This is a genomic window from Pseudomonas sp. GW704-F2, assembly GCF_059423025.1.
Genome location: NZ_JBWKXO010000037.1, coordinates 1 through 21041 on the forward strand (window position 1 = coordinate 1; position 21041 = coordinate 21041).

The 21041-nt window shown below is 62.5% G+C and carries 17 protein-coding genes; 4 read left to right on the forward strand and 13 right to left on the reverse strand.

The genetic code is table 11. The features are described from left to right. The first annotated feature begins 149 nt into the window (after nucleotides 1-149). Entirely contained in the window at nucleotides 150-299 is a 150-nt protein-coding gene (locus AC07W0_RS24340; RefSeq protein WP_017849314.1) for a hypothetical protein, read from the forward strand. Here AC07W0_RS24340 and AC07W0_RS24345 read toward each other — a convergent pair. From AC07W0_RS24345 to AC07W0_RS24400, 12 genes are all read right to left on the reverse strand, one after another. Beyond that, nucleotides 296-1915 (reverse strand): methyl-accepting chemotaxis protein, encoded by a 1620-nt coding sequence (locus tag AC07W0_RS24345; RefSeq protein ID WP_046383089.1) that lies wholly within the window; start codon nucleotides 1913-1915, stop codon nucleotides 296-298. The genes AC07W0_RS24340 and AC07W0_RS24345 overlap by 4 nt on opposite strands. A gap of 70 nt (nucleotides 1916-1985) precedes the next feature. Further along, nucleotides 1986-2681 carry an anaerobic ribonucleoside-triphosphate reductase activating protein gene (locus tag AC07W0_RS24350; RefSeq protein ID WP_173677841.1) on the reverse strand — a complete coding sequence of 232 codons (696 nt, stop codon included), beginning with the start codon at nucleotides 2679-2681 and terminating at the stop codon, nucleotides 1986-1988. Continuing rightward, nucleotides 2678-2833: an anaerobic ribonucleoside-triphosphate reductase gene (gene nrdD / locus AC07W0_RS24355; protein WP_017849317.1), complete on the reverse strand. Its 156-nt coding sequence runs from the start codon at nucleotides 2831-2833 to the stop codon at nucleotides 2678-2680. The genes AC07W0_RS24350 and nrdD overlap by 4 nt, the downstream gene beginning before the upstream one ends. Before the next feature lie 31 nt (nucleotides 2834-2864). After that, nucleotides 2865-4865, reverse strand: a complete 2001-nt coding sequence (locus AC07W0_RS24360; protein ID WP_046489186.1) for a ribonucleoside triphosphate reductase — start codon at nucleotides 4863-4865, stop codon at nucleotides 2865-2867. A 282-nt stretch (nucleotides 4866-5147) separates the two neighbouring features. Then, nucleotides 5148-6134 (reverse strand): GTP 3',8-cyclase MoaA, encoded by a 987-nt coding sequence (moaA, locus tag AC07W0_RS24365; protein ID WP_017849319.1) that lies wholly within the window; start codon nucleotides 6132-6134, stop codon nucleotides 5148-5150. A 1-nt stretch (nucleotide 6135) separates the two neighbouring features. Beyond that, a complete protein-coding gene (locus tag AC07W0_RS24370; protein ID WP_046383086.1) occupies nucleotides 6136-7062 on the reverse strand; it encodes a peptidylprolyl isomerase in 927 nt (308 codons plus the stop codon). Nucleotides 7063-7072: 10 nt separating this feature from the next. Continuing rightward, nucleotides 7073-7753, reverse strand: coding sequence for a respiratory nitrate reductase subunit gamma (gene narI, locus AC07W0_RS24375; protein WP_017849321.1), 681 nt, complete (start codon nucleotides 7751-7753; stop codon nucleotides 7073-7075). Next, on the reverse strand, nucleotides 7746-8501 hold the full coding sequence (gene narJ, locus AC07W0_RS24380) for a nitrate reductase molybdenum cofactor assembly chaperone (protein ID WP_102618648.1): 756 nt from the start codon (nucleotides 8499-8501) through the stop codon (nucleotides 7746-7748). Before narJ ends, narI begins: the two co-directional genes overlap by 8 nt. 2 nt (nucleotides 8502-8503) lie before the next feature. Continuing rightward, on the reverse strand, nucleotides 8504-10042 hold the full coding sequence (gene narH, locus AC07W0_RS24385; protein ID WP_017849323.1) for a nitrate reductase subunit beta: 1539 nt from the start codon (nucleotides 10040-10042) through the stop codon (nucleotides 8504-8506). A gap of 1 nt (nucleotide 10043) precedes the next feature. Beyond that, on the reverse strand, nucleotides 10044-13817 hold the full coding sequence (locus AC07W0_RS24390) for a nitrate reductase subunit alpha (protein ID WP_017849324.1): 3774 nt from the start codon (nucleotides 13815-13817) through the stop codon (nucleotides 10044-10046). A 57-nt stretch (nucleotides 13818-13874) separates the two neighbouring features. Continuing rightward, a complete protein-coding gene (locus AC07W0_RS24395) occupies nucleotides 13875-15272 on the reverse strand; it encodes a NarK family nitrate/nitrite MFS transporter (protein WP_046489190.1) in 1398 nt (465 codons plus the stop codon). 2 nt (nucleotides 15273-15274) lie between these two features. Continuing rightward, on the reverse strand, nucleotides 15275-16531 hold the full coding sequence (locus tag AC07W0_RS24400) for an MFS transporter (protein WP_032804979.1): 1257 nt from the start codon (nucleotides 16529-16531) through the stop codon (nucleotides 15275-15277). Nucleotides 16532-16842: 311 nt separating this feature from the next. Here AC07W0_RS24400 and AC07W0_RS24405 point away from each other — a divergent pair, with 311 nt between their 5' ends. From AC07W0_RS24405 to AC07W0_RS24415, 3 genes are all read left to right on the forward strand, one after another. Then, entirely contained in the window at nucleotides 16843-18645 is a 1803-nt protein-coding gene (locus AC07W0_RS24405; protein WP_102618649.1) for a HAMP domain-containing protein, read from the forward strand. Then, a complete protein-coding gene (gene narL / locus AC07W0_RS24410; RefSeq protein ID WP_017849328.1) occupies nucleotides 18642-19289 on the forward strand; it encodes a two-component system response regulator NarL in 648 nt (215 codons plus the stop codon). Before AC07W0_RS24405 ends, narL begins: the two co-directional genes overlap by 4 nt. Before the next feature lie 535 nt (nucleotides 19290-19824). Beyond that, nucleotides 19825-20505, forward strand: a complete 681-nt coding sequence (locus AC07W0_RS24415; protein WP_046383082.1) for a Crp/Fnr family transcriptional regulator — start codon at nucleotides 19825-19827, stop codon at nucleotides 20503-20505. A gap of 13 nt (nucleotides 20506-20518) precedes the next feature. On the opposite strand, the gene AC07W0_RS24420 is transcribed toward AC07W0_RS24415, so the two are convergent. Then, nucleotides 20519-21034 carry a nitrous oxide reductase accessory protein NosL gene (locus AC07W0_RS24420; protein ID WP_017849330.1) on the reverse strand — a complete coding sequence of 172 codons (516 nt, stop codon included), beginning with the start codon at nucleotides 21032-21034 and terminating at the stop codon, nucleotides 20519-20521. Between the last annotated feature and the right edge of the window lie 7 nt (nucleotides 21035-21041).

The window sequence follows — 21041 nt, forward strand, 5'->3', positions numbered from 1 at the left end:
GGCGGTGGATCAGTCATGCATGTAGTGACTGACACACTGCTATCGGGGGCAAGCCCCCTCCCACATTTCTGACCGAGTTCGGCTTGCAGGATCAGGTCGGATATAAGGCCGCGCCCAAGAGCAAGAGCAGAACGAGCCCTATCTGATCCATGGAGATCAAAATGTGGGAGGGGCAAGCCCCTTCCCACACTTTTTTGACCGCGTTGGGCTTTCAGGATCAGGTCGGCTATAAGGCCGCCGCGCGTTGGTTACTTTTCGGGTTGGCCATTACCGAAGAAACGCATCGCCACACCACCTAAACCTTAAACCGCGCCACCGTCTGATGCAGTTCCCCCGCCATCCCTGCCAGATCATGCCCCGCCGTTTCGGTATGCAAGGCCCCTTGCAATACCTGTTGCGACAGGTTCCGAATCCCCACCAGGTTGCGATCCACTTCCCGCGCCACCAGTGCCTGTTCTTCGGTGGCGCTGGCAATCATCAAGTTGCGCTCATTGATCTGCGAAATCGAGCGGGTGATTTCATCCAGCGCCTCCCCCGAGCGTTGCGCCACGCCCAAGGTCGCCTGCACCCGTTCGCTGCTGCTGTGCATGGCGGCCACGGCGTGTTCAGTGTCCTGGCGGATGTTGCCGATCATCTGCTCGATCTCCTGGGTCGAGGTCTGGGTACGATGGGCCAGGGCGCGCACTTCATCGGCGACCACCGCAAAACCGCGCCCGGCATCGCCGGCCCGGGCCGCTTCGATCGCGGCGTTGAGGGCCAGCAGGTTGGTCTGGTCGGCGATGCTGCGGATCACGTCCAGCACGCCGCTGATGTCTTGCACGCGGCCGGCGAGTTGCTGGATGCGTTCGGAGGTTTCCACCACACCGGTGGCCAGGGTGTTGATCGAGGCCACGGTTTCCTGCACCTGCGCCCGCCCAAGCTGGGCGGTCTGTTCCGACAGGCGCGAGGCTTCGCTGGTGCTCACCGCGTTGCGCGCGACTTCATCGACGGCGGCGGTCATTTCGTTCACCGCGGTGGCGGCCTGTTCGATTTCCTGGCCCTGCAACTGCAGGCTGCTGCTGGTCTGGCTGCTGACTGCGCTCAACTCTTCGGATGAACTGGCCACGCCATCCACCGAGGCGGCGATCTGCCGGACCATCTGGTTGAGGTTCTGCTGCATCTGGTGCAGGTTGCGCATCACGCTGCCGTCGGCACTGTTGCCCAGCGGCACCTCGATGGTCAGGTCGCCCTGGGCGATATGGCTGAGCACCCGCGCCACCTCGTCCGGCTCGCCGCCCAAAGGCCGGGTGACGCTGCGCGTGACGATCACGGCGGCCGCCACGACCAGGCTCACGCATAGCAGGAATAATCCGATCATCGTGCGGCGCGCATCGTCGTAGAGAATTTGCGCAGCCTGCTCGCGCTCGACGAACAGTCGGCCTTGCATGGCCATCAACGCATCGAGGCTCTTGAACACCTCAAGCTCGGCCGGCACCACCTGCTGTTTGAGCTGGGCCAGGCCCTGCTCGCGGGCGCCCTGCTTGATCAGCGCCTGCACCTGGGTAAAGGCCGCGACGTAGGTTTCCCGATGGGTTTTCAACGCGGCATAGGCCGCCTTGCCTTCGGCGGTATCGAACAGTGGCTCCAGGGTGGCGAACGCCTGGGTAATGCGCTGCCGGGTGGTGCCAATGGCCTCTTGGGCCTGCTGGTTATCCTGGTCGATCAGCAGGTCGCGGGTGTTGCGCCCGTTATCGCGCACGCCGGTGGCGATCACCATGATCGGTGCGATTTTCGGCCAGTCCTGCTGCACGATCTGTTCGGACTGTTGCTTGAGGGTTGCCAGGTCGTGCAAGGCGTAAAACACCAAACCGACCAGAGCCAGCGGCGCAATCGCGAAGCCGATGACAATGCGTTGTGCCGTGGTTAACTGCGTCATTCTAAACATTCCTTGATGAATACCTGCCCAAAACGGGCAGCATCTTTAAAAATCCTGGGAGGGCGATCGGTCACCCTCGTAATACAAAAGCCGGAAACAACTCGCGCATGTGGCCCCACAACTCCGGCAATGCCATCTGTGCCGGGGCAATCGGCAGTTGCTCATCGAGCATACTTGCCGTGCGGACCATCTGCACGGCGAAGCGCTTGACACCACTGGCTTGCAAACGCTGGGCCAGGCGCAACAGGCGCGACGTATCGATCAGATGCCAATGCACCGTGGTGCGACACTCGTAGTCCACGCCACTGGCCAGCAAGGTCTCCAAACTGCGCCAATTAGCGGTGCCGCTGCCTTTGACCTGGGTGACCAGTTGATAGTCCTCGACCAGGGCCTTCACATCGAAGCCCACCCAGTCGGCATGGCGCAGCGCATTGGCAAAGCCTGCCGGTTTGATCCCCGCACTGTGCAGGCCCACGCGAAAGCCCATGGCGCGTACCTCGTCCATCGCCGCTGGCAAACCTTCCTGCAAGGTCGGCTCACCGCCGCTGAACACCACCGCGTCCAACAGGTCCTGGCGGCGCTGCAAAAACAGCAAAACCCGGCGCCAATCGATCTCCGCGCTACCGCGCGGTGCAATCAGGTCCGGGTTATGACAGTAACGACAGCGCCAGGCGCAACCCTGGCAGAACAGCACACAAGCGAGCATGCCGGGGTAGTCGAGGGTGGTCAGGGGCACCATGCCCCCAACCCGTAGCATTCGACTCATTGGCGCCCGGCCGCGCAAGCCGCTTCGGTAAAGTGAACACGCTCCTTGTGTTCGGACTGTTTGCCGGGGTTGAACGCGGACACCGGCCGGTGGTAACCCATCACCCGGGTCCAGACTTCGCAGCGCTGACGTTGTGGCTGGGATGTTTGCATGGTGAATCTCCTTGCGGGTTGAAAAACAGGTTCAAGACTGGGCGGCAAGCGCGAGGATCTCATCGCACTTGGGGCAGAACTCGTGTTCGCCGGCGAGGTAGCCGTGTACCGGACAGATCGAGAAGGTCGGGGTCACGGTCAGGTACGGCAGGCGGAAACGCCCCAGCGCTTTGCGCACCAATTGCTTGCAGGCCTGCGCCGAGGAAATCTGTTCGGCCATATACAGGTGCAGCACGGTGCCGCCGGTGTATTTGCATTGCAGTTCGTCTTGCAGCTCGAGGGCTTCGAAGGGGTCTTCGGTGAAGCCCACCGGCAGTTGCGACGAGTTGGTGTAGTACGGCGCATCCAGGCTGCCGGCTTGCAGGATGTCCGGGTAGCGCTTGCGGTCTTCCTTGGCGAAGCGGTAGGTGGTGCCTTCCGCCGGTGTGGCTTCGAGGTTGTAGAGGTGACCGGTTTCTTCCTGGAAGCGCAGCAAGGTGGCGCGCACATGATCGAGCAGGCGCAGGGCGAACGCGCGGCCTTCTTCGGTGTGCGTGCCCTGCGTGTCATCCGTGAAATTGCGCAGCATCTCGTGCATGCCGTTGAGGCCGATGGTGGAGAAGTGGTTGCGCAACGTCCCCAGGTAACGCTTGGTGTAGGGGTACAACCCGGCGTCCATGTGGTGCTGGATCACCTTGCGCTTGACCTCCAGGCTTTCCATGGCCATTTCCATCAGGCTGTCCAGGCGTTGCAGCAAGCCGCCGGTATCGCCCTTGAACAGGTAACCGAGGCGCGCGCAGTTGATTGTCACCACGCCCAGGGAGCCGGTCTGCTCCGCCGAACCGAACAGCCCGCCGCCGCGCTTGAGCAGCTCGCGCACGTCCAGTTGCAGGCGACAGCACATGGAGCGCACCTGGTTGGGTTGCATGTCCGAATTGAGGAAGTTCTGGAAATACGGCAGGCCATAGCGCGCGGTCATCTCGAACAGGCGGTCGGCGTTCTCGCTGTCCCAGGGGAAATCATGGGTGATGTTGTAGGTCGGAATCGGGAAGGTGAACACCCGCCCCTTGGCATCCCCGGCCTGCATCACTTCGATGTAGGCGCGGTTGATCAGCTCCATTTCCGTTTGCAGGTCGCCATAGGCAAATGGCATTTCCTCACCGCCGATCACCGGCACCTGCTCGCGCAAGTCTTCCGGGCAGACCCAATCGAAGGTCAGGTTGGTGAATGGCGTCTGGGTGCCCCAGCGCGACGGCACGTTGAGGTTGTAGATGAACTCCTGCACCGCCTGGCGCACCTCGGGGTAGCTCAACTGGTCTTTGCGCACATAAGGCGCAAGGTAGGTGTCGAACGAGCTGAACGCCTGGGCGCCGGCCCATTCGTTTTGCAGGGTGCCGAGGAAGTTGACCATCTGCCCCAGGGCACTGCTCAAATGCTTGGGCGGCCCCGCTTCGACGCGACCCGGCACGCCATTGAGGCCTTCGTGCAGCAACGAACGCAGCGACCAACCGGCGCAGTAGCCGGCGAGCATGTCGAGGTCGTGGATATGCAGATCCGCCTCACGGTGTGCGCGGCCGATCTGCTGGCTGTAGACCTCGTCCAGCCAGTAATTGGCGGTGACCTTGCCCGATACGTTCAGCACCAGCCCGCCGAGGGAATACCCCTGGTTGGCATTGGCCTGCACGCGCCAGTCTTCACGGTCGAGGTATTCGTTCATCGAGGTGGCGACTTCCACCAGGGTCTTGCGGTCGCGGCGCAAGCGACCGTGCTGTTCGCGGTAGACGATATACGCGCGCATCGACAGGAAGTAACCGGCATCCATCAACACCCGCTCGACGCTGTCCTGGATCTGCTCCACATCCAGCCGTTCGATGCCGCGCAGCCGCGCCAGTACCGCACCGAGCAACAGGTCGACCTCGGCCTCCCGATACTCGCCGGTGGCATTGCCGGCGGCGATCAGCGCCTGACGGATTTTTTCGGCGTCGAAGGCAACGAGGCTACCGTCGCGTTTGTGCAGGCGGTTACTGACCAGCGGGCTGAGCATGCTTTGCATTGGAAGGCTCCAGACACTACATATAGATTTAATAGATCTTTGAAACACAATATGCAGTGATATTACGGTCAAGCGTTTGGGCTGCCATTGATCAAGGTCAAGTCTGAACGAAGATCAAAATGTGGGAGGGGCGGTGCGGTGCGACGATTCGCACTTGTTCCCGATAGCGGTGGATCAGTCGTGCATGTATTGGCTGACACACTGCTATCGGGGGCAAGCCCCCTCCCACAGTAAGCCTCCTCCCACAGTAAGTTCCCTGCCACAGCAAGTCCCCTGCCACCTTCAACCGCCGCTCATATTCATGAAGCGCACCACCTGCACCTCCCCTGCCCCGGTGAAATCATGGCGCAGCGGCTTACCCCGCAATCCCTTGTGCAACGCCTCGATCAACGGCGCGTCGTCCAACGGGTAACGCCGCAGCAAAGCGCGGAAGTCCACCGCGTTGTCCTGCCCCAGGCACAGCAGCAACTGCCCTTCGACGGTCATCCGCACACGGTTGCAACTGCCGCAGAAGTTGTGGGAGTTGGGCGAGATAAAGCCGATACGCGTGCCCGGATGCCGCGCCAGGCGCACATAGCGCGCCGGGCCGCCGCTGTTTTCGGTGCTGTCGAGCAAGGCATGGTGACGGGCGATCACGCTGCGTACTTCATCACTGGCACAGAACGTCTCGCCGCGGGAGCGGCCCACGTCGCCCAGGGGCATTTCCTCGATAAAGCTGATGTCGATACCTTGGTCGATCGCGTACTGCACCAGCGCCGGCACTTCATCGAAGTTGCGCCCTTTCATCACCACGCAATTGAGCTTGACCCGCTCGAACCCGGCCTCTCGCGCCGCCTCGATACCGTCCAGCACCTGGCGCAGATCACCGTTGCGGGTGATCGCGCGAAAGCGCTGCGCATCCAGGCTGTCGAGGCTGATGTTCATGCGCTTGACCCCGGCGTCCACCAGCGGCTGCGCGAGGCGCGCCAACTGCGAGCCGTTGCTGGTCATCACCAGTTCGCGCAAGCCCGGCAGTGCCGCGATATTGCGGCACAACCCGACAATGCCCGGGCGGATCAACGGCTCGCCGCCGGTCAGGCGGATCTTGCGCACGCCCTGGCCGACGAACAGCGCGGCCAGGCGTTCCAGCTCTTCCAGGGTCAGCACCTGCTGGCGCGGCAGGAACGTCATGTTTTTCGCCATGCAGTACACACAGCGGAAATCACAACGGTCGGTCACCGACAAGCGCAGGTAATCGATCGAACGGCCCACCCCATCCACCAGGCTCATGTCACTGCACCAGCGGCGAGTCGGCGCCCTGCAGCGCGATGCCACGAATGTCCGCCGCGCCGATCAGGGTTTGCAGGTACTGCACCAATGCCTTTTGCCACACGCCTTGCTGCAACTGGGTGCGGATCGCCACCGCCACCGCTTCATACGGCAGCGGTTGGCCTTCGATACGCTGATCGACATAGATCACATGCCAGCCATAACGACTCTCCAGCGGCTTGCCGGCCAGGCCCGGCGCGAGGGTGAACAACTGACGCTCCAGCTCGGGCACGGTCTGGCCCTTGCTCACCTGGCCCAGCGAACCGCCCTGGGCCTTGGACGGGCACGCCGAATACTGCAGGGCCAGCTCGGCGAATTGGCCGGGCTGCTCGTTCAGGTTCTGCAGCAGCACTTCCGCCTGGCCGTGCGCCAGATGGCGCGCCTCGGCGTCGTCCGGCGCGCACTCGAGCAGAATGTGCCGCACCGCCAGCAACGGCGCGCTGTGAAAGCGCCCGCGGTTGTTCTCGAAGTAGCGCACACAGGTGGCCTCGTCGCACTCAGGCACCTTGACCTCACGCTCGAGCAGCAAGCGCGTGGCGGCTTCTTCTTCGTTCTCGCCGGCGGCGATCTCCACCGCCAGGCCCAGCTCGGCGATCCGCTGCTGCAACAGCTCGCGGATCACCAGCGCACGGGCGGCCAGATACACCGCCTCCTCGCGGCTTTCGGCCGGGTGATATTGCAACTCCAGGGCCATGGCCTCCGGCGTGACGGGCACGCCGTTGACGCTGATGATCGGCCATTCCTGTTCACTGCTGGCGATCAACTCAGGCGCCTTGAGTTCCTCGAACAGAGCCGGGGCCGCAACCTCGGCCACCACCGGTTCTTTGACCGACGAGCCGCAACCGCCGCTGCCGCCATTACCGCCACCACATCCGCATCCAGTTGTCATGACGCTCTCCTCAATACTTCTGCCGCACGATTTGATAACGACGCCCCAGGTACCAGATCGGCGCGCTGACCATATGCACCAAGCGGGTAAACGGGAACAGCACGAACAGGGTCAAACCCAGCGCCACATGCGCCTTGTAGATCAGGCTGACCGGCTCGATCGACGCCGCCGCGTCCACTGGTCGCAACAGCACCACGTTCTGCGCCCAGTCGGCGAGCATCACCATGACCGAACCGTCCATATGCCCGGTGGACGCGACGATGGTCAGCAAACCGAGCACCAACTGCGCGAGCAGCACCAGCAGGATCAGGATGTCCGACGGGCTCGACGTGGCCCGTACACGCGGGTCGCCCAGGCGGCGCTTGACCAGCATCAGCAAGCCCACCAGGCACAGCAGGCCGAAGACGCCACCGGAGACCATCGCCAGCAACTGCTTGTGCTCAGTGCTGATCACATGGTGATAGACCGACGCCGGGGTCAGCAGGCCGACAAAGTGCCCGGCCAGCACGAACAGCACGCCAATGTGGAAGAAGTTGCTCGCCACGCGCATGCCACGGTTGTTGAGCATCTGGCTGGAGCCAGCCTTCCAGGTGTACTGCGACAGGTCGAACCGCGCCCAACTGCCCAACAGGCAGATCGCCAGGGCGACATAGGGGTACACCCCGAATACCAGCAAATTCCACTTAGACATTACTCACCTCCGTGGCCGGCACTGTGGCCTGCCCTTCTTGCTGAAAATCCACCCAGTGCAACGGCACCGCGCTTTCTTCGCGGGCTTTGCCCGGTGCGCTGGGCATCGAGCTGCAACGGTCTTGTTGTTCGGCCTGCATAAAGTCCACCGCTTCCTCTTCCCAGATCTTGTCCAGGGCTTCGAGGGAGTCGTCACGCGGCTCGGCGGCGACCTGCGCGCGCAGTTCGGCCACGGCCTGGTGCGGCTCGGCACCCGAGATCTGCAGCAACGCACGGAAGCAACTGGCGTAGGCGCTCTCGCGCTCGTCCAGACGTGCGGCGAGCAGCGCCAGCAGGTGCGCCACATCCGCCAGGCCCTCGCGGGCCTCGATGTCTTCGCGGGTCGAGAGGAACTCCAGGTACAGCGGGATATAGTCCGGCAGCTCCTTGACGCCGATGGCAAACCCGGCCTCTTCGTACTGGGCCATCATGTCGACCATGGCCTGGCCACGGTCGCGGGACTCGCCGTGGACGTGTTCGAACAACAGCAACGACAGCGAGCGCCCACGGCCGAACAGCGCGCCGTAGTGTTCCTGGCCGTCCATCAGGTCATTGGCGCAGATCAGCTCGAGCAACTCGAACAACGCGCCGCGCTGCTTGGGGCTGATCTCCCGCGACTCGATGATCGCCTGTTCCAGTTCGTCGCGGCCGCTCACCAGGGTTTCGGTGGGGTAGTCCAGCAGCAACGAAATCACTTTGAGAATACGCATGCTCAGTCCTCCCAGATCTGTACGGTTTTCAACACGTCGCGACGGTTGGCCTTCTTGGCACCGAACATGTTGGTGTCGGAGCTGCCGCTGCAACCGCTGCCGAAGCTGAAACCACAGCCGGAGCGTTCGGCGAACGCGTCGCTCATGGCGTCTTCACGGTGCGCGCTCGGCACCACAAAGCGGTCTTCGTAGTTGGCGATCGCCAGGTAGCGGTACATCTCTTCCACCTGTTCCACGCTCAGGCCGACGTCTTCGAGCACTTGCAGGTCCTGCACGCCGTCGACTTGCTGGGAGCGTTTGTAGGCACGCATCGCCAACAGGCGTTTGAGCGCACGCTTGACCGGTTTTTCATCGCCGGCGGTGAGCAGGTTGGCCAGGTAACGCAGCGGAATGCGCAGGCTGTCGACATCCGGGATCACCCCGTTCATGCCCACGGTGCCGGCGGCGGCAGCGTTCTGGATCGGCGACAGTGGCGGTACGTACCAAACCATCGGCAAGGTGCGGTATTCCGGGTGCAGCGGCAGTGCGAGTTTCCAATCGACGGCCATTTTGTAGACCGGCGAGCGCTGGGCCGAGTCGATCACCGACTGCGGCACGCCATCGGCCAGGGCCTGGCGAATCACCGCCGGGTCATTCGGGTCGAGGAAGATTTCCAGCTGTTTCTCGTACAGGTCTTGCTCGTTGGCGGTGCTCGCCACTTCGCTGATGCGGTCGGCGTCGTAGAGCAGCACACCGAGGTAGCGAATCCGGCCGACGCAGGTTTCGGCACACACGGTGGGCATGCCGGCTTCGATGCGCGGGTAGCAGAAGATGCACTTCTCGGATTTACCGCTCTTCCAGTTGAAGTAGATCTTCTTGTACGGGCAGCCGCTGATGCACATGCGCCAGCCGCGGCACTTTTCCTGGTCGATCAGCACGATGCCGTCTTCTTCACGCTTGTAGATCGCACCGCTCGGGCACGAGGCCGCGCACGCCGGGTTGAGGCAGTGCTCGCACAGGCGCGGCAGGTACATCATGAAGGTGTTTTCGTACTCGCCATAAATGTCGGCCTGGATCTGGTCGAAGTTCTTGTCCTTGCGGCGCTTGGCGAACTCGGTGCCGAGGATTTCTTCCCAGTTCGGGCCCCACTCGATTTTCTGCATGCGCTTGCCGGACACCAGCGAGCGCGGACGCGCGGTCGGTTGGTGCTCGCCCAAAGGCGCGGTGTGCAGGTGCTGGTAGTCGAAGTCGAACGGCTCGTAGTAGTCGTCCAGGCTCGGCAGGTCAGGGTTGGCGAAAATGTTCGCCAACACGCGGAACTTGCCGCCGATGCGCGGGTTGATCGAGCCGTTGGCGTTGCGCACCCAGCCGCCCTTCCACTTGTCCTGGTTTTCCCATTCTTTCGGGTAACCGATGCCGGGCTTGGACTCGACGTTGTTGAACCAGGCGTATTCCATGCCTTCACGGCTGGTCCAGACGTTTTTGCAGGTGATGGAACAGGTGTGGCAGCCGATGCATTTGTCCAGGTTCAGGACCATGCCGATCTGTGAGCGAATCTTCATCTCAGTTCTCCTCGATATCAGTCGGCAATGGGCGCGGCAAGTCATCGCCGGTGGAACCATCGAGCCAGTCGACCTTGGCCATTTTGCGCACCACGACAAACTCGTCGCGGTTGCAACCGACCGTGCCGTAGTAGTTGAAACCGTAGGCCTGCTGGGCATAGCCGCCGATCATGTGGGTCGGTTTGAGCACCACGCGGGTCACCGAGTTGTGGTGGCCGCCGCGGGTCTTGGTGGTTTCCGAACCCGGCACGTTCACGATGCGTTCCTGAGCGTGGTACATCATCACCATGCCTTCCTTGACGCGCTGGCTGACCACCGCACGGGCGGTCAGTGCGCCGTTGACGTTGAAGCACTCGATCCAGTCGTTGTCCTCGATCCCGGCGCGCTTGGCGTCGATCTCCGAGAGCCACACAATCGGCCCGCCGCGGCTCAAGGTGAGCATCAGCAAGTTGTCGCTGTAGGTGCTGTGGATGCCCCACTTCTGGTGCGGAGTGATCCAGTTCAGCACGATCTCGGTTTCGCCATTGCTGCGCTTGCCCTTCACGCCTTCGATGGTCTTGGTGTTGACCGGTGGCCGGTAGCTCATCAACTGCTCGCCGAACGCCTGCATCCACGGGTGATCCTGGTAGAACTGCTGGCGGCCGGTGATGGTGCGCCATGGGATGTTTTCATGGACGTTGGTGTAGCCGGCGTTGTAGCTCACGTGTTCGTCTTCCAGGCCGGACCAGGTCGGGCTGGAGATGATCTTGCGCGGCTGCGCCTGGATATCGCGGAAGCGGATCGCTTCATGGGCCTTGGAAATCGCCAGGTGGCTGTGGTCGATGCCGGTGAATTCCGACAGCGCGGCCCAGGCTTTCAAGGCGACCTTGCCGTTGGTTTCCGGGGCCAGGGACAGGATCACCTCGGCCGCGTCGATAGCCGTGTCGATTTTTGGCCGGCCATGGCTGATCCCGGCATCGTTTTCGTGATGGTTCAGTTCGCCGAGGAACTCGACTTCTTCATCAGTGTTCCAGTTGATGCCCTTGCCGCCGTTGCCGAGTTTTTCCAGCATCGGGCCCAGCGACGAGAACTGTTTGTAGATGTTCGGGTAGTCGCGTTCCACCACTGCGATGTTCGGCGCGTTCTTGCCGGGTACCGGGGCCACGCGTGCGCTTTTCCAGTCGGTGCCGCCAAACGGTTGGGCCAGTTCGCCGACGCTGTCGTGCATCAGCGGTACGGTGACCAGGTCTTGTTCCACACCCAGGTGACCGACCGACATGGCCGAGAACGCCTTGGCGATGCCTTTGTAGATTTCCCAGTCGGAACGCGATTCCCACGCCGGGTCGATAGCCGCCGACAACGGGTGGATGAATGGGTGCATGTCCGAGGTGTTCATGTCGTCTTTTTCGTACCAGGTAGCGGTCGGCAAGACGATGTCGGAATACACGCAGGTGGAGGACATGCGGAAGTCCAGCGTGGTCACCAGATCGAGCTTGCCGATGGCGCCGTCCTCGACCCATTCGGCCTCGGTGGGCTTGCATTCGGTGCTGTGGCCGATGTCTTCGTTCATCACGCCGTTCTTGGTGCCCAACAGGTACTTGAGCATGTACTCATGGCCCTTGCCCGACGAACCGAGCAGGTTGGAGCGCCAGATGAACATGTTGCGCGGGAAGTTCACCGGGCTGTCCGGCTGTTCGCAGGCAAAACGCAGGCTGCCGTCCTGCCAGGATTTGACCACGTAGTCTTTCGGCGTCATGCCGGCTGCGGCGGCCTCACGGCAGATGTGCAGCGGGTTGGTGTTGAGCTGCGGCGCGCTGGGCAACCAGCCGGCGCGTTCGGCGCGGATGTTGTAGTCCAGGGCGTGCTCGGGGAACTGCGACTTGTCGGCCAGAGGCGAGAGCACATCGTGCATGCTCATTTTCTCGTGGCGCCATTGCGAGCTGTGGCCGTAGAAGAAGCTGGTGCCGTTCATCTGGCGCGGTGGGCGGTTCCAGTCCAGGCCGAAGGCCAGGGGCAGCCAGCCGCACTGCGGGCGCAGTTTTTCCTGGCCGACGTAGTGGGCCCAGCCGCCGCCGGTCTGGCCGACGCAACCGCAGAGCATGAGCATGTTGATCAGCCCGCGGTAGTTCATGTCCATGTGGTACCAGTGATTCATCGCCGCGCCGACGATGATCATTGAGCGACCCTTGGTCTTGTCGGCGTTGTCGGCGAACTCACGGGCGATCTGGATGGCTTTCTCGCGGCTGACGCCGGTGATCGCTTCCTGCCACGCCGGGGTGCCCGGCACGCTGGCGTCGTCGTAGTCCTTGGCCACGTTGTGGCCGCCCAGGCCACGGTCGATGGCCAGGTTGGCCGCCGACAGGTCGAACACGGTCGCCACCTTGGCCACGCTGCCGTCGGCCAGGGTCACGTTGTGGACCGGCACGCGGCGGTACTGCACCGCCTCGCCAGCGACGTGCTGGAAATGCTCCTGGACTTCGCCGGCGAAGTACGGGAACGCCACTTCGGCGACGTCGTCACCGATCAGGCTGAGTTTCAGGTCGATCGCGCGGCCTTCACCGCCCTCTTTGGCGAGGATGTTCCACTTGCCCTTCTCGCCCCAGCGATAGCCGATGGAGCCTTGCGGCGAGACCAGTTCACCGCTCTCGTCGAGGGCGATGGTTTTCCATTCCGGGTTGTTGTCCTGGCCGAGGTTGCCGGTGAGGTCCGAGGCGCGCAGGAAGCGGTCCGGCTGGAAGCCTGCGCCGGGAGCGAAACCGGTCATCGGCTTGAGCATCACCAGCACCGGCAAGTCGGTGAAGCGCTTGGCGTAGTCGGTGAAGTAGGCGCTCGGCTTGTCCAGGTGAAATTCTTTGAAGATCACATGGTTGAAAGCCTGGGCCAACGCGGCGTCGGTGCCCTGCTTGGGGTTGAGCCACAGGTCAGTGAGCTTGGCCACTTCCGAATAGTCGGGGGTGATCGCCACGGTCTTGGTGCCCTTGTAGCGCACCTCGGTGAAGAAGTGCGCGTCCGGGGTACGGGTCTGCGGGACGTTGGAACCCCAGGCGATGATGTAGTTGGAGTTGTACCAGTCGGCCGATTCCGGCACGTCGGTCTGCTCGCCCCACACCATCGGCGAGGCCGGTGGCAGGTCGCAGTACCAGTCGTAGAAGCTCAGGCACACGCCGCCGATCAGCGACAGGTAACGCGAACCCGCCGCGTAGCTGACCATCGACATGGCCGGGATCGGCGAGAAGCCGACGATGCGGTCCGGGCCGTATTGTTTGATGGTGTAGACGTTGGAGGCGGCGATGATTTCATTCACCTCCTCCCAGTTCGAGCGAATGAAACCGCCCATGCCGCGCTTGCTTTTATAGGAGTCGGCCTTGGCCTTGTCCTCGACAATGCTCGCCCAGGCTTCCACCGGCGCCAGGGTCTGGCGCGCTTCACGCCACAGCTTGAGCAGCGGCTTGCGGATCTTCGGGTACTTGAGCCGGTTGGCGCTGTAGATGTACCAGCTGTAGCTCGCACCGCGCGGGCAGCCACGGGGTTCGTGGTTGGGCAGGTCGTTGCGGGTGCGCGGGTAGTCGGTCTGCTGGGTTTCCCAGGTGATCAGGCCGTTCTTCACGTAGATCTTCCACGAGCAGGAGCCGGTGCAGTTCACGCCGTGGGTGGAACGCACGATCTTGTCGTACTGCCAGCGCGAACGGTAGACGTTTTCCCAGTCGCGGGACTCTTTACGGGTCTCGCCGTGGCCGTCGGAAAATTCGTTTTGTTTGCGGTTGAAGAACCGCAGTTGATCCAACAAATGACTCATGGTGCTTTCCTCATCAGGCGTGCTGCGGGGTGCGTTGCCCCGCGAATTCAGGTCGGACTAGCAGGGGGTGGCGCAACCTTTGCGGGCATACCACCACCAGGTCACGACAATGCAGCTCAGGTAGAAACCGACAAACATGTAGAAGGCCATCGCCGGGCTACCGGTGGCGGCCATGGAGGTGCCGAAGGACTTGGGAATGAAGAACGCACCGAAGGCGCCCATGGCCGAACTGAACCCCAGTACGGCGGCGGATTCCTTGCCGGCATTCTTGATGGCCTGCTCGCGCTCGGCGGCGGATTTACCGGCGCTGGCTTTCTCGTGCTGGGTGCGGAAGATCACCGGGATCATGCGGAAGGTGGAGCCGTTGCCCACGCCTGTGGTGATGAACAGCAACATGAACAGGCCGAGGAAGCCGTAGAAGTTGCCGCCCTGGCCGTTCTGCGGCAGGAAGTGCAGCACGCCGAATACCATCACGATCATCAGCACGAAGTTCCACAGGGTCACTCGCGCGCCGCCCAGTTTGTCCGCCAGCCAGCCGCCCAGTGGGCGCACCAGGGCGCCGACCAGCGGGCCGAGGAAGGCGAACTTCAACGCCACCACGTCCGGAAACGAGGTTTTGATCAGCAGCGGGAACGCCGCCGAAAAGCCGATGAACGAACCGAAGGTCGCCAGGTACAACCAGCACATCAGCCAGTTGTGCTTGCGTTTGAAGATCACCGCCTGCTCGCTGAACGAAGCGCGGGCGCTGGACAGGTCATTCATGCCGAACCAGGCCGCCACGGTGACGGTGAGGATGAACGGCACCCAGATGAACCCGGCGTTCTGCAGCCACAGCTGGCTACCGTCGGGCAGGGTTTGCGCTTGCCCGCCGACCATGCCGAACACCCCGAAGGTGATCACCAGCGGCACGCAGAACTGCATCACCGACACGCCCAGGTTACCGAGGCCGGCGTTCAGGCCCAGGGCCGTGCCTTGCTGCGCCTTGGGGTAGAAGAAGCTGATGTTGGACATGCTGGAGGCGAAGTTGCCGCCGCCAAAGCCGCACAACAAGGCGATCAGTACGAACACGCTGTAAGGGGTGTTGGGGTCTTGCACCGCGAAGCCCATCCACAGCGCCGGCAGCAACAGCGACGCGGTGCTCAGGGCAGTCCAGCGACGCCCGCCGAAGATCGGCACCATGAACGAATAGAACACCCGCAAGGTCGCGCCGGACAGGCCGGGCAACGCCGCCAGCCAGAACAGCTGGTCGGTGGTGAAGCTGAAGCCGATGGCGTTGAGGCGCACGATCACCGTGCTCCACACCATCCACACGGCGAAGGCCAGCAGCAGCGCGGGAATCGAGATCCACAGGTTGCGGGTAGCGGTCTTTTTGCCGCTGGCCCCCCAGAACGCGGGGTCCTCGGGGCGCCAGTCGTGAATCACCGGGCCCGAATCGGGCTTTTGCGCGATGGACATGTTCATTCTCCTTGGAGACGTTGGGCGGTGTTGCCCAGCAGCGGTTGTTTGCGGATTTCGCTGAGGTACATCCAGGTCAGGGACACCCAGACCACGCCGTACATCAACATGAAGCAGGACGAGCGCACGCCGGTGAGGTCCACCAGGGCGCCAAACAGAATCGGCAGCACAAAGCCCCCCAGGCCACCGGCCAGGCCGACGATGCCGGACACCGCGCCCATGTTCTGCGGGTAGTCATTGGCGATGTACTTGAACACCGAGGCTTTGCCGAACGCGAAGGCGATGCCCATCACGAACAGCAGCACGGTGAACAGGGTGGGGTTGAGGCCGATATGCAAATCCAGGGGACCGTTGACGGTCTGCACCTGCAATTGGGTCTGCGGGTAGCTGAGCAGGAACAGGCAGACCCAGCTCACCCACAACACCCACCAGGTCACGCTCTGGGCGCCCCAGCGGTCGGACATCCAACCGCCGACCGCGCGCAGCACACCGCCGGGCAGGGAGAAACAGGCGGCCAGCAGCGCCGCGCTTTGCAGGCTGAAACCGTATTCCTGCACGTAGTACTTGGTCATCCACAATGCCAGGCCGACGTAGCCGCCGAAGACAATCGAGTAGTACTGGCAGTAGCGCCACACGGCCGGGTCTTTCAGGCACCGCAGTTGCTCGCGCAAGGTGGCGCCGCCGGCACTGCGGTGGGCCTTGTTCTCGCTGGTGAGGAACCAGAACAACAGCGCGGTGATGAACAGGATCGCGCCGAACACCTTGGGCACCAGGTGCCAGGTGCCAAGGGCGATCAGCGCCGGGGCGAGGAACTTGGTGACCGCGGCCCCGGCGTTACCGGCGCCGAACACGCCCATGGCGAAGCCCTGGTTGTCCTTGTCGAACCACTTGGCGACGTAGGCGATGCCCACCGAGAACGAACCGCCGGCCAGGCCGACAAACAGGCCCAGCACCAGGAACTGCCAATAAGCGGTGGCGTAGGTGATCAGGTACAGCGGCAGCACGCAGGCCAGCATCAACAGGAAGAACACGATGCGCCCGCCGAAGCGGTCAGTCAGCAAGCCCAGGGGCAGGCGCACCAGGGAACCGGTCAAGACCGGCGTGGCGGCCAGCAGGCCAAACTGGGTTTCGTTGAGTTGCAGCAGCTCTTTGATGGGCACGCCCAACACGGCGAACATCATCCACACCATAAAGCAGACGGTGAAGGCCAGCGTGCTCATGCCCAGCACCAAGCCTTGTCTTATACGGGGTTGAGTCACGGTATGCGCTCCGAAAGGTGATTTCATGAGCGCAGGTTAGGGGCGACACCCCCTTGGAACTTGACGCAGATCAACGTCGGCCAGGTGGGTATAAGGCTATGCTGATCCCATATACCTCTAAGGAGGTAGTTCCTATAACAAGAGAAAGTCTTTATTTATCAATGGATTGATCTCTTGTGCCGGCGTTTTCCCGTGGGAGGGTTTGCCGGCAACTCTTTAGAGGTAGTGCGCCAGGGATCGCCGTTTTCCAGCTCGTTTTTCCTTTTCAGGTGCCGCCATGCAGGCTTTCTCCCCCCTCCGACTACGCCGTGATGTTTAGCTGGCTACGCAGCTCCCTGCCCGCACGCGCCGGCTTGGCTGTGATCCTGATCGCTATCCTGGCCCTTGCCAGTTCCTTGAGTGCGGGGCTGATCGCCTGGTTCAGCCAGGGCGACGCCGCCGCAATCAACACCGCCGGCTCCGTGCGTATGGAGACCTACCACCTCAGCTGGCGGCTCGCCGCCGCCGCGCCGGCCGAAGAGATCGACAGCATCACCCAGAGCCTGCAAGGGCGCCTCGACAGCGACTCGCTCAAGGCGGTGCTGGAAGACGGCCCGAACAGCGCCCTGCTGCAGAGCTACCAACAGATCCAGCAACGCTGGAACGACGAGCTGCACCCGGCCCTGACGCGCGGTGATACGGCGCAGTTCCAGGCCAGCGCGCCGACATTCGTCGAGCAAATGAATCAATTCGTCAGCCTGTTGCAGCAACAGAGCGAACGCAAACAAAGCTGGCAGCAAGGCATCCAGGGCCTGGCGCTGTTCAGCACGTTGATCATCCTGTTGATCGGCCTGTATGAGTTGCAGTACGGCGTGGTCAACCCTTTGCAGGAACTGGTACAGGCCACCCGGCGCTTTCGCGACGGCGATTTCAAGACCCGGGTCAACCACCGTTCCGAAGATGAGCTGGGGCAACTGGCCCTGAGCTTCAACACCATGGCCGAGACCATCGAGGCGTCCCACCGCACCCTGGAAAGCCAGGTGCGCCTCAAGACCCTCAACCTGCAACAAGCCAACGCCGCCCTCGAACTGCTGTACCAGAGCAGCAGCAGCCTGGCCACGCGCCTGGCCAATGCCGAGGGCCTGGACGAATTGATCCGGCGCTTCCAGAAACGCCTGCCGGGGTTGCGCCTGTCGTTGTGCCTGCAAGGCCACTTCCTCGCACCGGCCCAGCAGATGCTCGCCTTGCACGGCGGCGACAGCCGTAACATCTGCGCCATCGGCGATTGCGCGAGCTGCCATAAACACAAAGTGGCGCCGCCGCAGATATTCAGCATCAGCAACCAGGGCTCGGAACTGGGCGAACTCAAGGCCCACTTCGACGATGGCCACCCTCCGCAAGACTGGGAAAAGCAATTGATCCAGGCCCTGGCCAACCTGATCGGCACTTCGCTGTCGCTCAAACGCCAGCGCGAACAGGACCATCGTTTGCTGCTGCTCGACGAGCGCACCATCATCGCCCGGGAACTGCACGACTCCCTGGCGCAGGCGCTGTCGTACATGAAGCTGCAAGTCAGCCGCATGCAAACCCTGATCCGCCGGGGCGAACCCGTGGAAACCCTGGCCACCGTCACCGCCGAACTGCGCGACGGCCTGAACAACGCCTACCGCCAACTGCGCGAGCTGCTGACCACCTTCCGCCTGCAAATCCACGATGCCGGGTTGGTACAAGAGCTATCGGAAACCGCCGAAGAGTTCTCCCGGCGCGGCGAATTCCAGGTCCACCTGCACGTCGACGCCCTCGCCTTCCAATTGTCGGCCAGCGAACAGATCCACTTGCTGCAGATCACCCGCGAGGCCTTGTCCAACTGCCTGCGCCACGCCCATGCGCAAAACGCCTGGCTGCAACTGCGCCAGGAGGGCGAGACCGTGAGCCTGAGCATTGAGGACGACGGCCGTGGCTTTTGCGGCGCCGTCGACCAACGCGAACACCACGGCCTGACCATCATGGACGAACGCGCGCGCAGCCTGCACGGCCAACTCGACATCAGCCCCCGCGAGCCCCAGGGCACGCGGGTGCATTTACGTTTTCAACCGGAATTTCTCGGGCAACCTCTACAAGGTAACCTCCCATGAGCACACTCCCCCGCCACCGCATTTTGCTGGTCGACGATCACCCGATGATGCGCCATGGCATGCGTCAGATACTCGAACTCGAAGACGATCTGCAGGTGGTCGGCGAAGCCGGCAATGGCCAGGAAGCCCTGGACCAGATCGAAACCCTGCAACCGGACCTGGTGCTGCTGGACAACAACATGCCGCAGATGAACGGCCTGGAAACCCTGCGCCGCCTGCGCGCCATGAACTATGCGGGCAAGGTGCTGCTGTTTACCGTGTCCGATGCCGAGGATGACATTCGCGATGCATTGCGCCTGGATGCCAACGGGTATCTGCTTAAAGACATGGAGCCGGAGTTGGTGGTGGAGTTCATCCGTGATGCGTTGCATGGAGCGCTGGTGATCAGCCCCGGGTTGACGCGGGTGCTGGCCCAGGCACTGCGCTCGCCGCAACCCCATGCGGCAGTGGACTTGACGGAGCGGGAACGGCAGGTGCTGCGCACGATTGCCAGTGGCTACAGCAATAAGGTGATCGGGCATAAGTTGGGGATTACCGAAGGGACGGTGAAGGTGCATGTGAAGAATCTGCTGCATAAGTTGGGGTTGCGGTCACGGGTGGAGGCGGCGGTTTGGGCGATGGAGCACTTGCGGCAGGCGGGTTGACGGTTTTTCGGGGGATTGGGTACATATCTGTTTCTTCGGTAGCGGCGGCTGGTGGCTCCGCTCTTACAGTGGGTCATCTTGGAAAACTCCCAAAATAACCAAAGGGCTCTTGCCCCAACACTCGGCACCTCGCTAATGCTCGGGCAAGAGCAAGAGCGAGAGCAAGAGCAAGAACAGATCAAAAGCAGAGCAAGGTCTATCTGATCTATGGAGATCCAAATGTGGGAGGGGGCTTGCCCCCGATAGCAGTGTGTCAGCCACTACATGCATGACTGATCCACCGCCATCGGGGGCAAGCCCCCTCCCACATTTTTGACCGCGTTCGGCTTCCAGGATCAGGTTGGCTATAAGGCCGCGCCTAAGAGCAAGAGCAAATACAGAATGAGGTCAGATCCACCGCCATCGGGGGCAAGCACCCTCCCACATTAAGGCCGCCTCTTTAACCCAAGCTGACCGAACGTGGGAAGAGGTACCCCCTTCGAGGCATATCCCCAAACCCCGGGCCGCCCTACCCTGATGAACCGCGGAGGCCCTTATGCTCACCCATCCCAACATCGTTCTAACCCTGCGCAGGCATCACCTGTTCAGCCGGCTGCCTGAAAAAACCTTCCAGGATGTCTGCACCCTGGCCAGTCTCAAGCGTTTGCCCAATCACACCCCGCTCATGCACCAGGGCGATCCCGCCGATCGGTTCTTCCTGCTGGTCAGCGGCCAGATCAAGCTGCACCGGGTCACTGGCGAAGGTCAGGAGCATCTGGTGGAAGTCATCCGCCCCGGCCAGACGTTTGCCGAAGCGCTGCTGTTCACCCAGGCCAAGGCGTACCCGGTGAGTGGCACCGCGCTCAAGGACAGCGTGCTGGTGAGTATCGAAGGCCAACACTATCGCCGCGCCCTGGAAGACCAACCGGCCATTTGCCTGGCGATTCTGGCGAGCATGAGTATTCACCTGCATCAGCGCCTCCAGGACATCGACACCCTGACCCTGGCCAATGCCAGTCGCCGGGTGATCAATTTCCTGTTCCAGGAGCGCGACGACGTCAGCGGTGAGGTGGTGTTGCAGGTGCCCAAGCGCCTGGTGGCGTCGAAGCTGGGGATTCAGCCGGAGACGTTTTCGAGGATTCTGCATCGGCTGGTGGAAGGCGGGTTGATCGAGGTGCGCCAACGCACCATTCGAATCCTGAACGCAGAACAGTTGATGGGGTATCAAGCCGGTTGATACCCCCTCGCGGTCAATGCCCGCTGTGCATCATCGGCATCGGTTGCTGCAACAGCGCCAGGTCGATCTGCTCGAAACGCAACAGCCGGCCACCGGTGTCCGCCGCGACTTTCTGCGCTTTGGCCTCATCGGCAAACGAAGCCAGTACCACGCCCATGGCGCCCTTGAGCCCGGTGCCGATCACGTAGTACGCGGTGCGGGCGTCGATCAGGTGCTTGTCGTCCGGTGCATTCCATTGGCTGCGGCCCATGTCGTGTACGTACAGCTTCGCGTCGTCGTGCCGGTTTTCCGGTTGCAGCCACCAGCCGAGCATTTCGGCGGTAGAACAGAATTTCTTCACCCCGCCCCGCTCCACCACTTGGCCCTTGGGCCCGGGGAATTCGTTGATCACCATACCGCACACGTGGCACTCGTCGTTGGGATGAAACGCCACCGGCGCGTCACTGAAGCTCGACTCCGGCGCCTTGTCGCAGGCGCTCATCAACAAGCCGACCAGCAAGGCCGCCACTACCCGTGTCTTGAAACCCATTTCACTC

Bases quoted from the DNA above. Each gene is read 5' to 3' on its own strand.
- AC07W0_RS24420 (WP_017849330.1), bottom strand. From the start codon at position 21,034: ATGGGTTTCAAGACACGGGTAGTGGCGGCCTTGCTGGTCGGCTTGTTG.
- AC07W0_RS24340 (WP_017849314.1), top strand. From the start codon at position 150: ATGGAGATCAAAATGTGGGAGGGGCAAGCCCCTTCCCACACTTTTTTG.
- moaA (WP_017849319.1), bottom strand. From the start codon at position 6,134: ATGAGCCTGGTGGATGGGGTGGGCCGTTCGATCGATTACCTGCGCTTG.
- AC07W0_RS24390 (WP_017849324.1), bottom strand. From the start codon at position 13,817: ATGAGTCATTTGTTGGATCAACTGCGGTTCTTCAACCGCAAACAAAAC.
- narI (WP_017849321.1), bottom strand. From the start codon at position 7,753: ATGTCTAAGTGGAATTTGCTGGTATTCGGGGTGTACCCCTATGTCGCC.
- AC07W0_RS24395 (WP_046489190.1), bottom strand. From the start codon at position 15,272: ATGTCCATCGCGCAAAAGCCCGATTCGGGCCCGGTGATTCACGACTGG.
- nrdD (WP_017849317.1), bottom strand. From the start codon at position 2,833: ATGCAAACATCCCAGCCACAACGTCAGCGCTGCGAAGTCTGGACCCGG.
- AC07W0_RS24405 (WP_102618649.1), top strand. From the start codon at position 16,843: ATGTTTAGCTGGCTACGCAGCTCCCTGCCCGCACGCGCCGGCTTGGCT.
- AC07W0_RS24370 (WP_046383086.1), bottom strand. From the start codon at position 7,062: ATGACAACTGGATGCGGATGTGGTGGCGGTAATGGCGGCAGCGGCGGT.
- narH (WP_017849323.1), bottom strand. From the start codon at position 10,042: ATGAAGATTCGCTCACAGATCGGCATGGTCCTGAACCTGGACAAATGC.
- AC07W0_RS24360 (WP_046489186.1), bottom strand. From the start codon at position 4,865: ATGCAAAGCATGCTCAGCCCGCTGGTCAGTAACCGCCTGCACAAACGC.
- AC07W0_RS24345 (WP_046383089.1), bottom strand. From the start codon at position 1,915: ATGACGCAGTTAACCACGGCACAACGCATTGTCATCGGCTTCGCGATT.
- AC07W0_RS24350 (WP_173677841.1), bottom strand. From the start codon at position 2,681: ATGAGTCGAATGCTACGGGTTGGGGGCATGGTGCCCCTGACCACCCTC.
- narL (WP_017849328.1), top strand. From the start codon at position 18,642: ATGAGCACACTCCCCCGCCACCGCATTTTGCTGGTCGACGATCACCCG.
- narJ (WP_102618648.1), bottom strand. From the start codon at position 8,501: ATGCGTATTCTCAAAGTGATTTCGTTGCTGCTGGACTACCCCACCGAA.
- AC07W0_RS24415 (WP_046383082.1), top strand. From the start codon at position 19,825: ATGCTCACCCATCCCAACATCGTTCTAACCCTGCGCAGGCATCACCTG.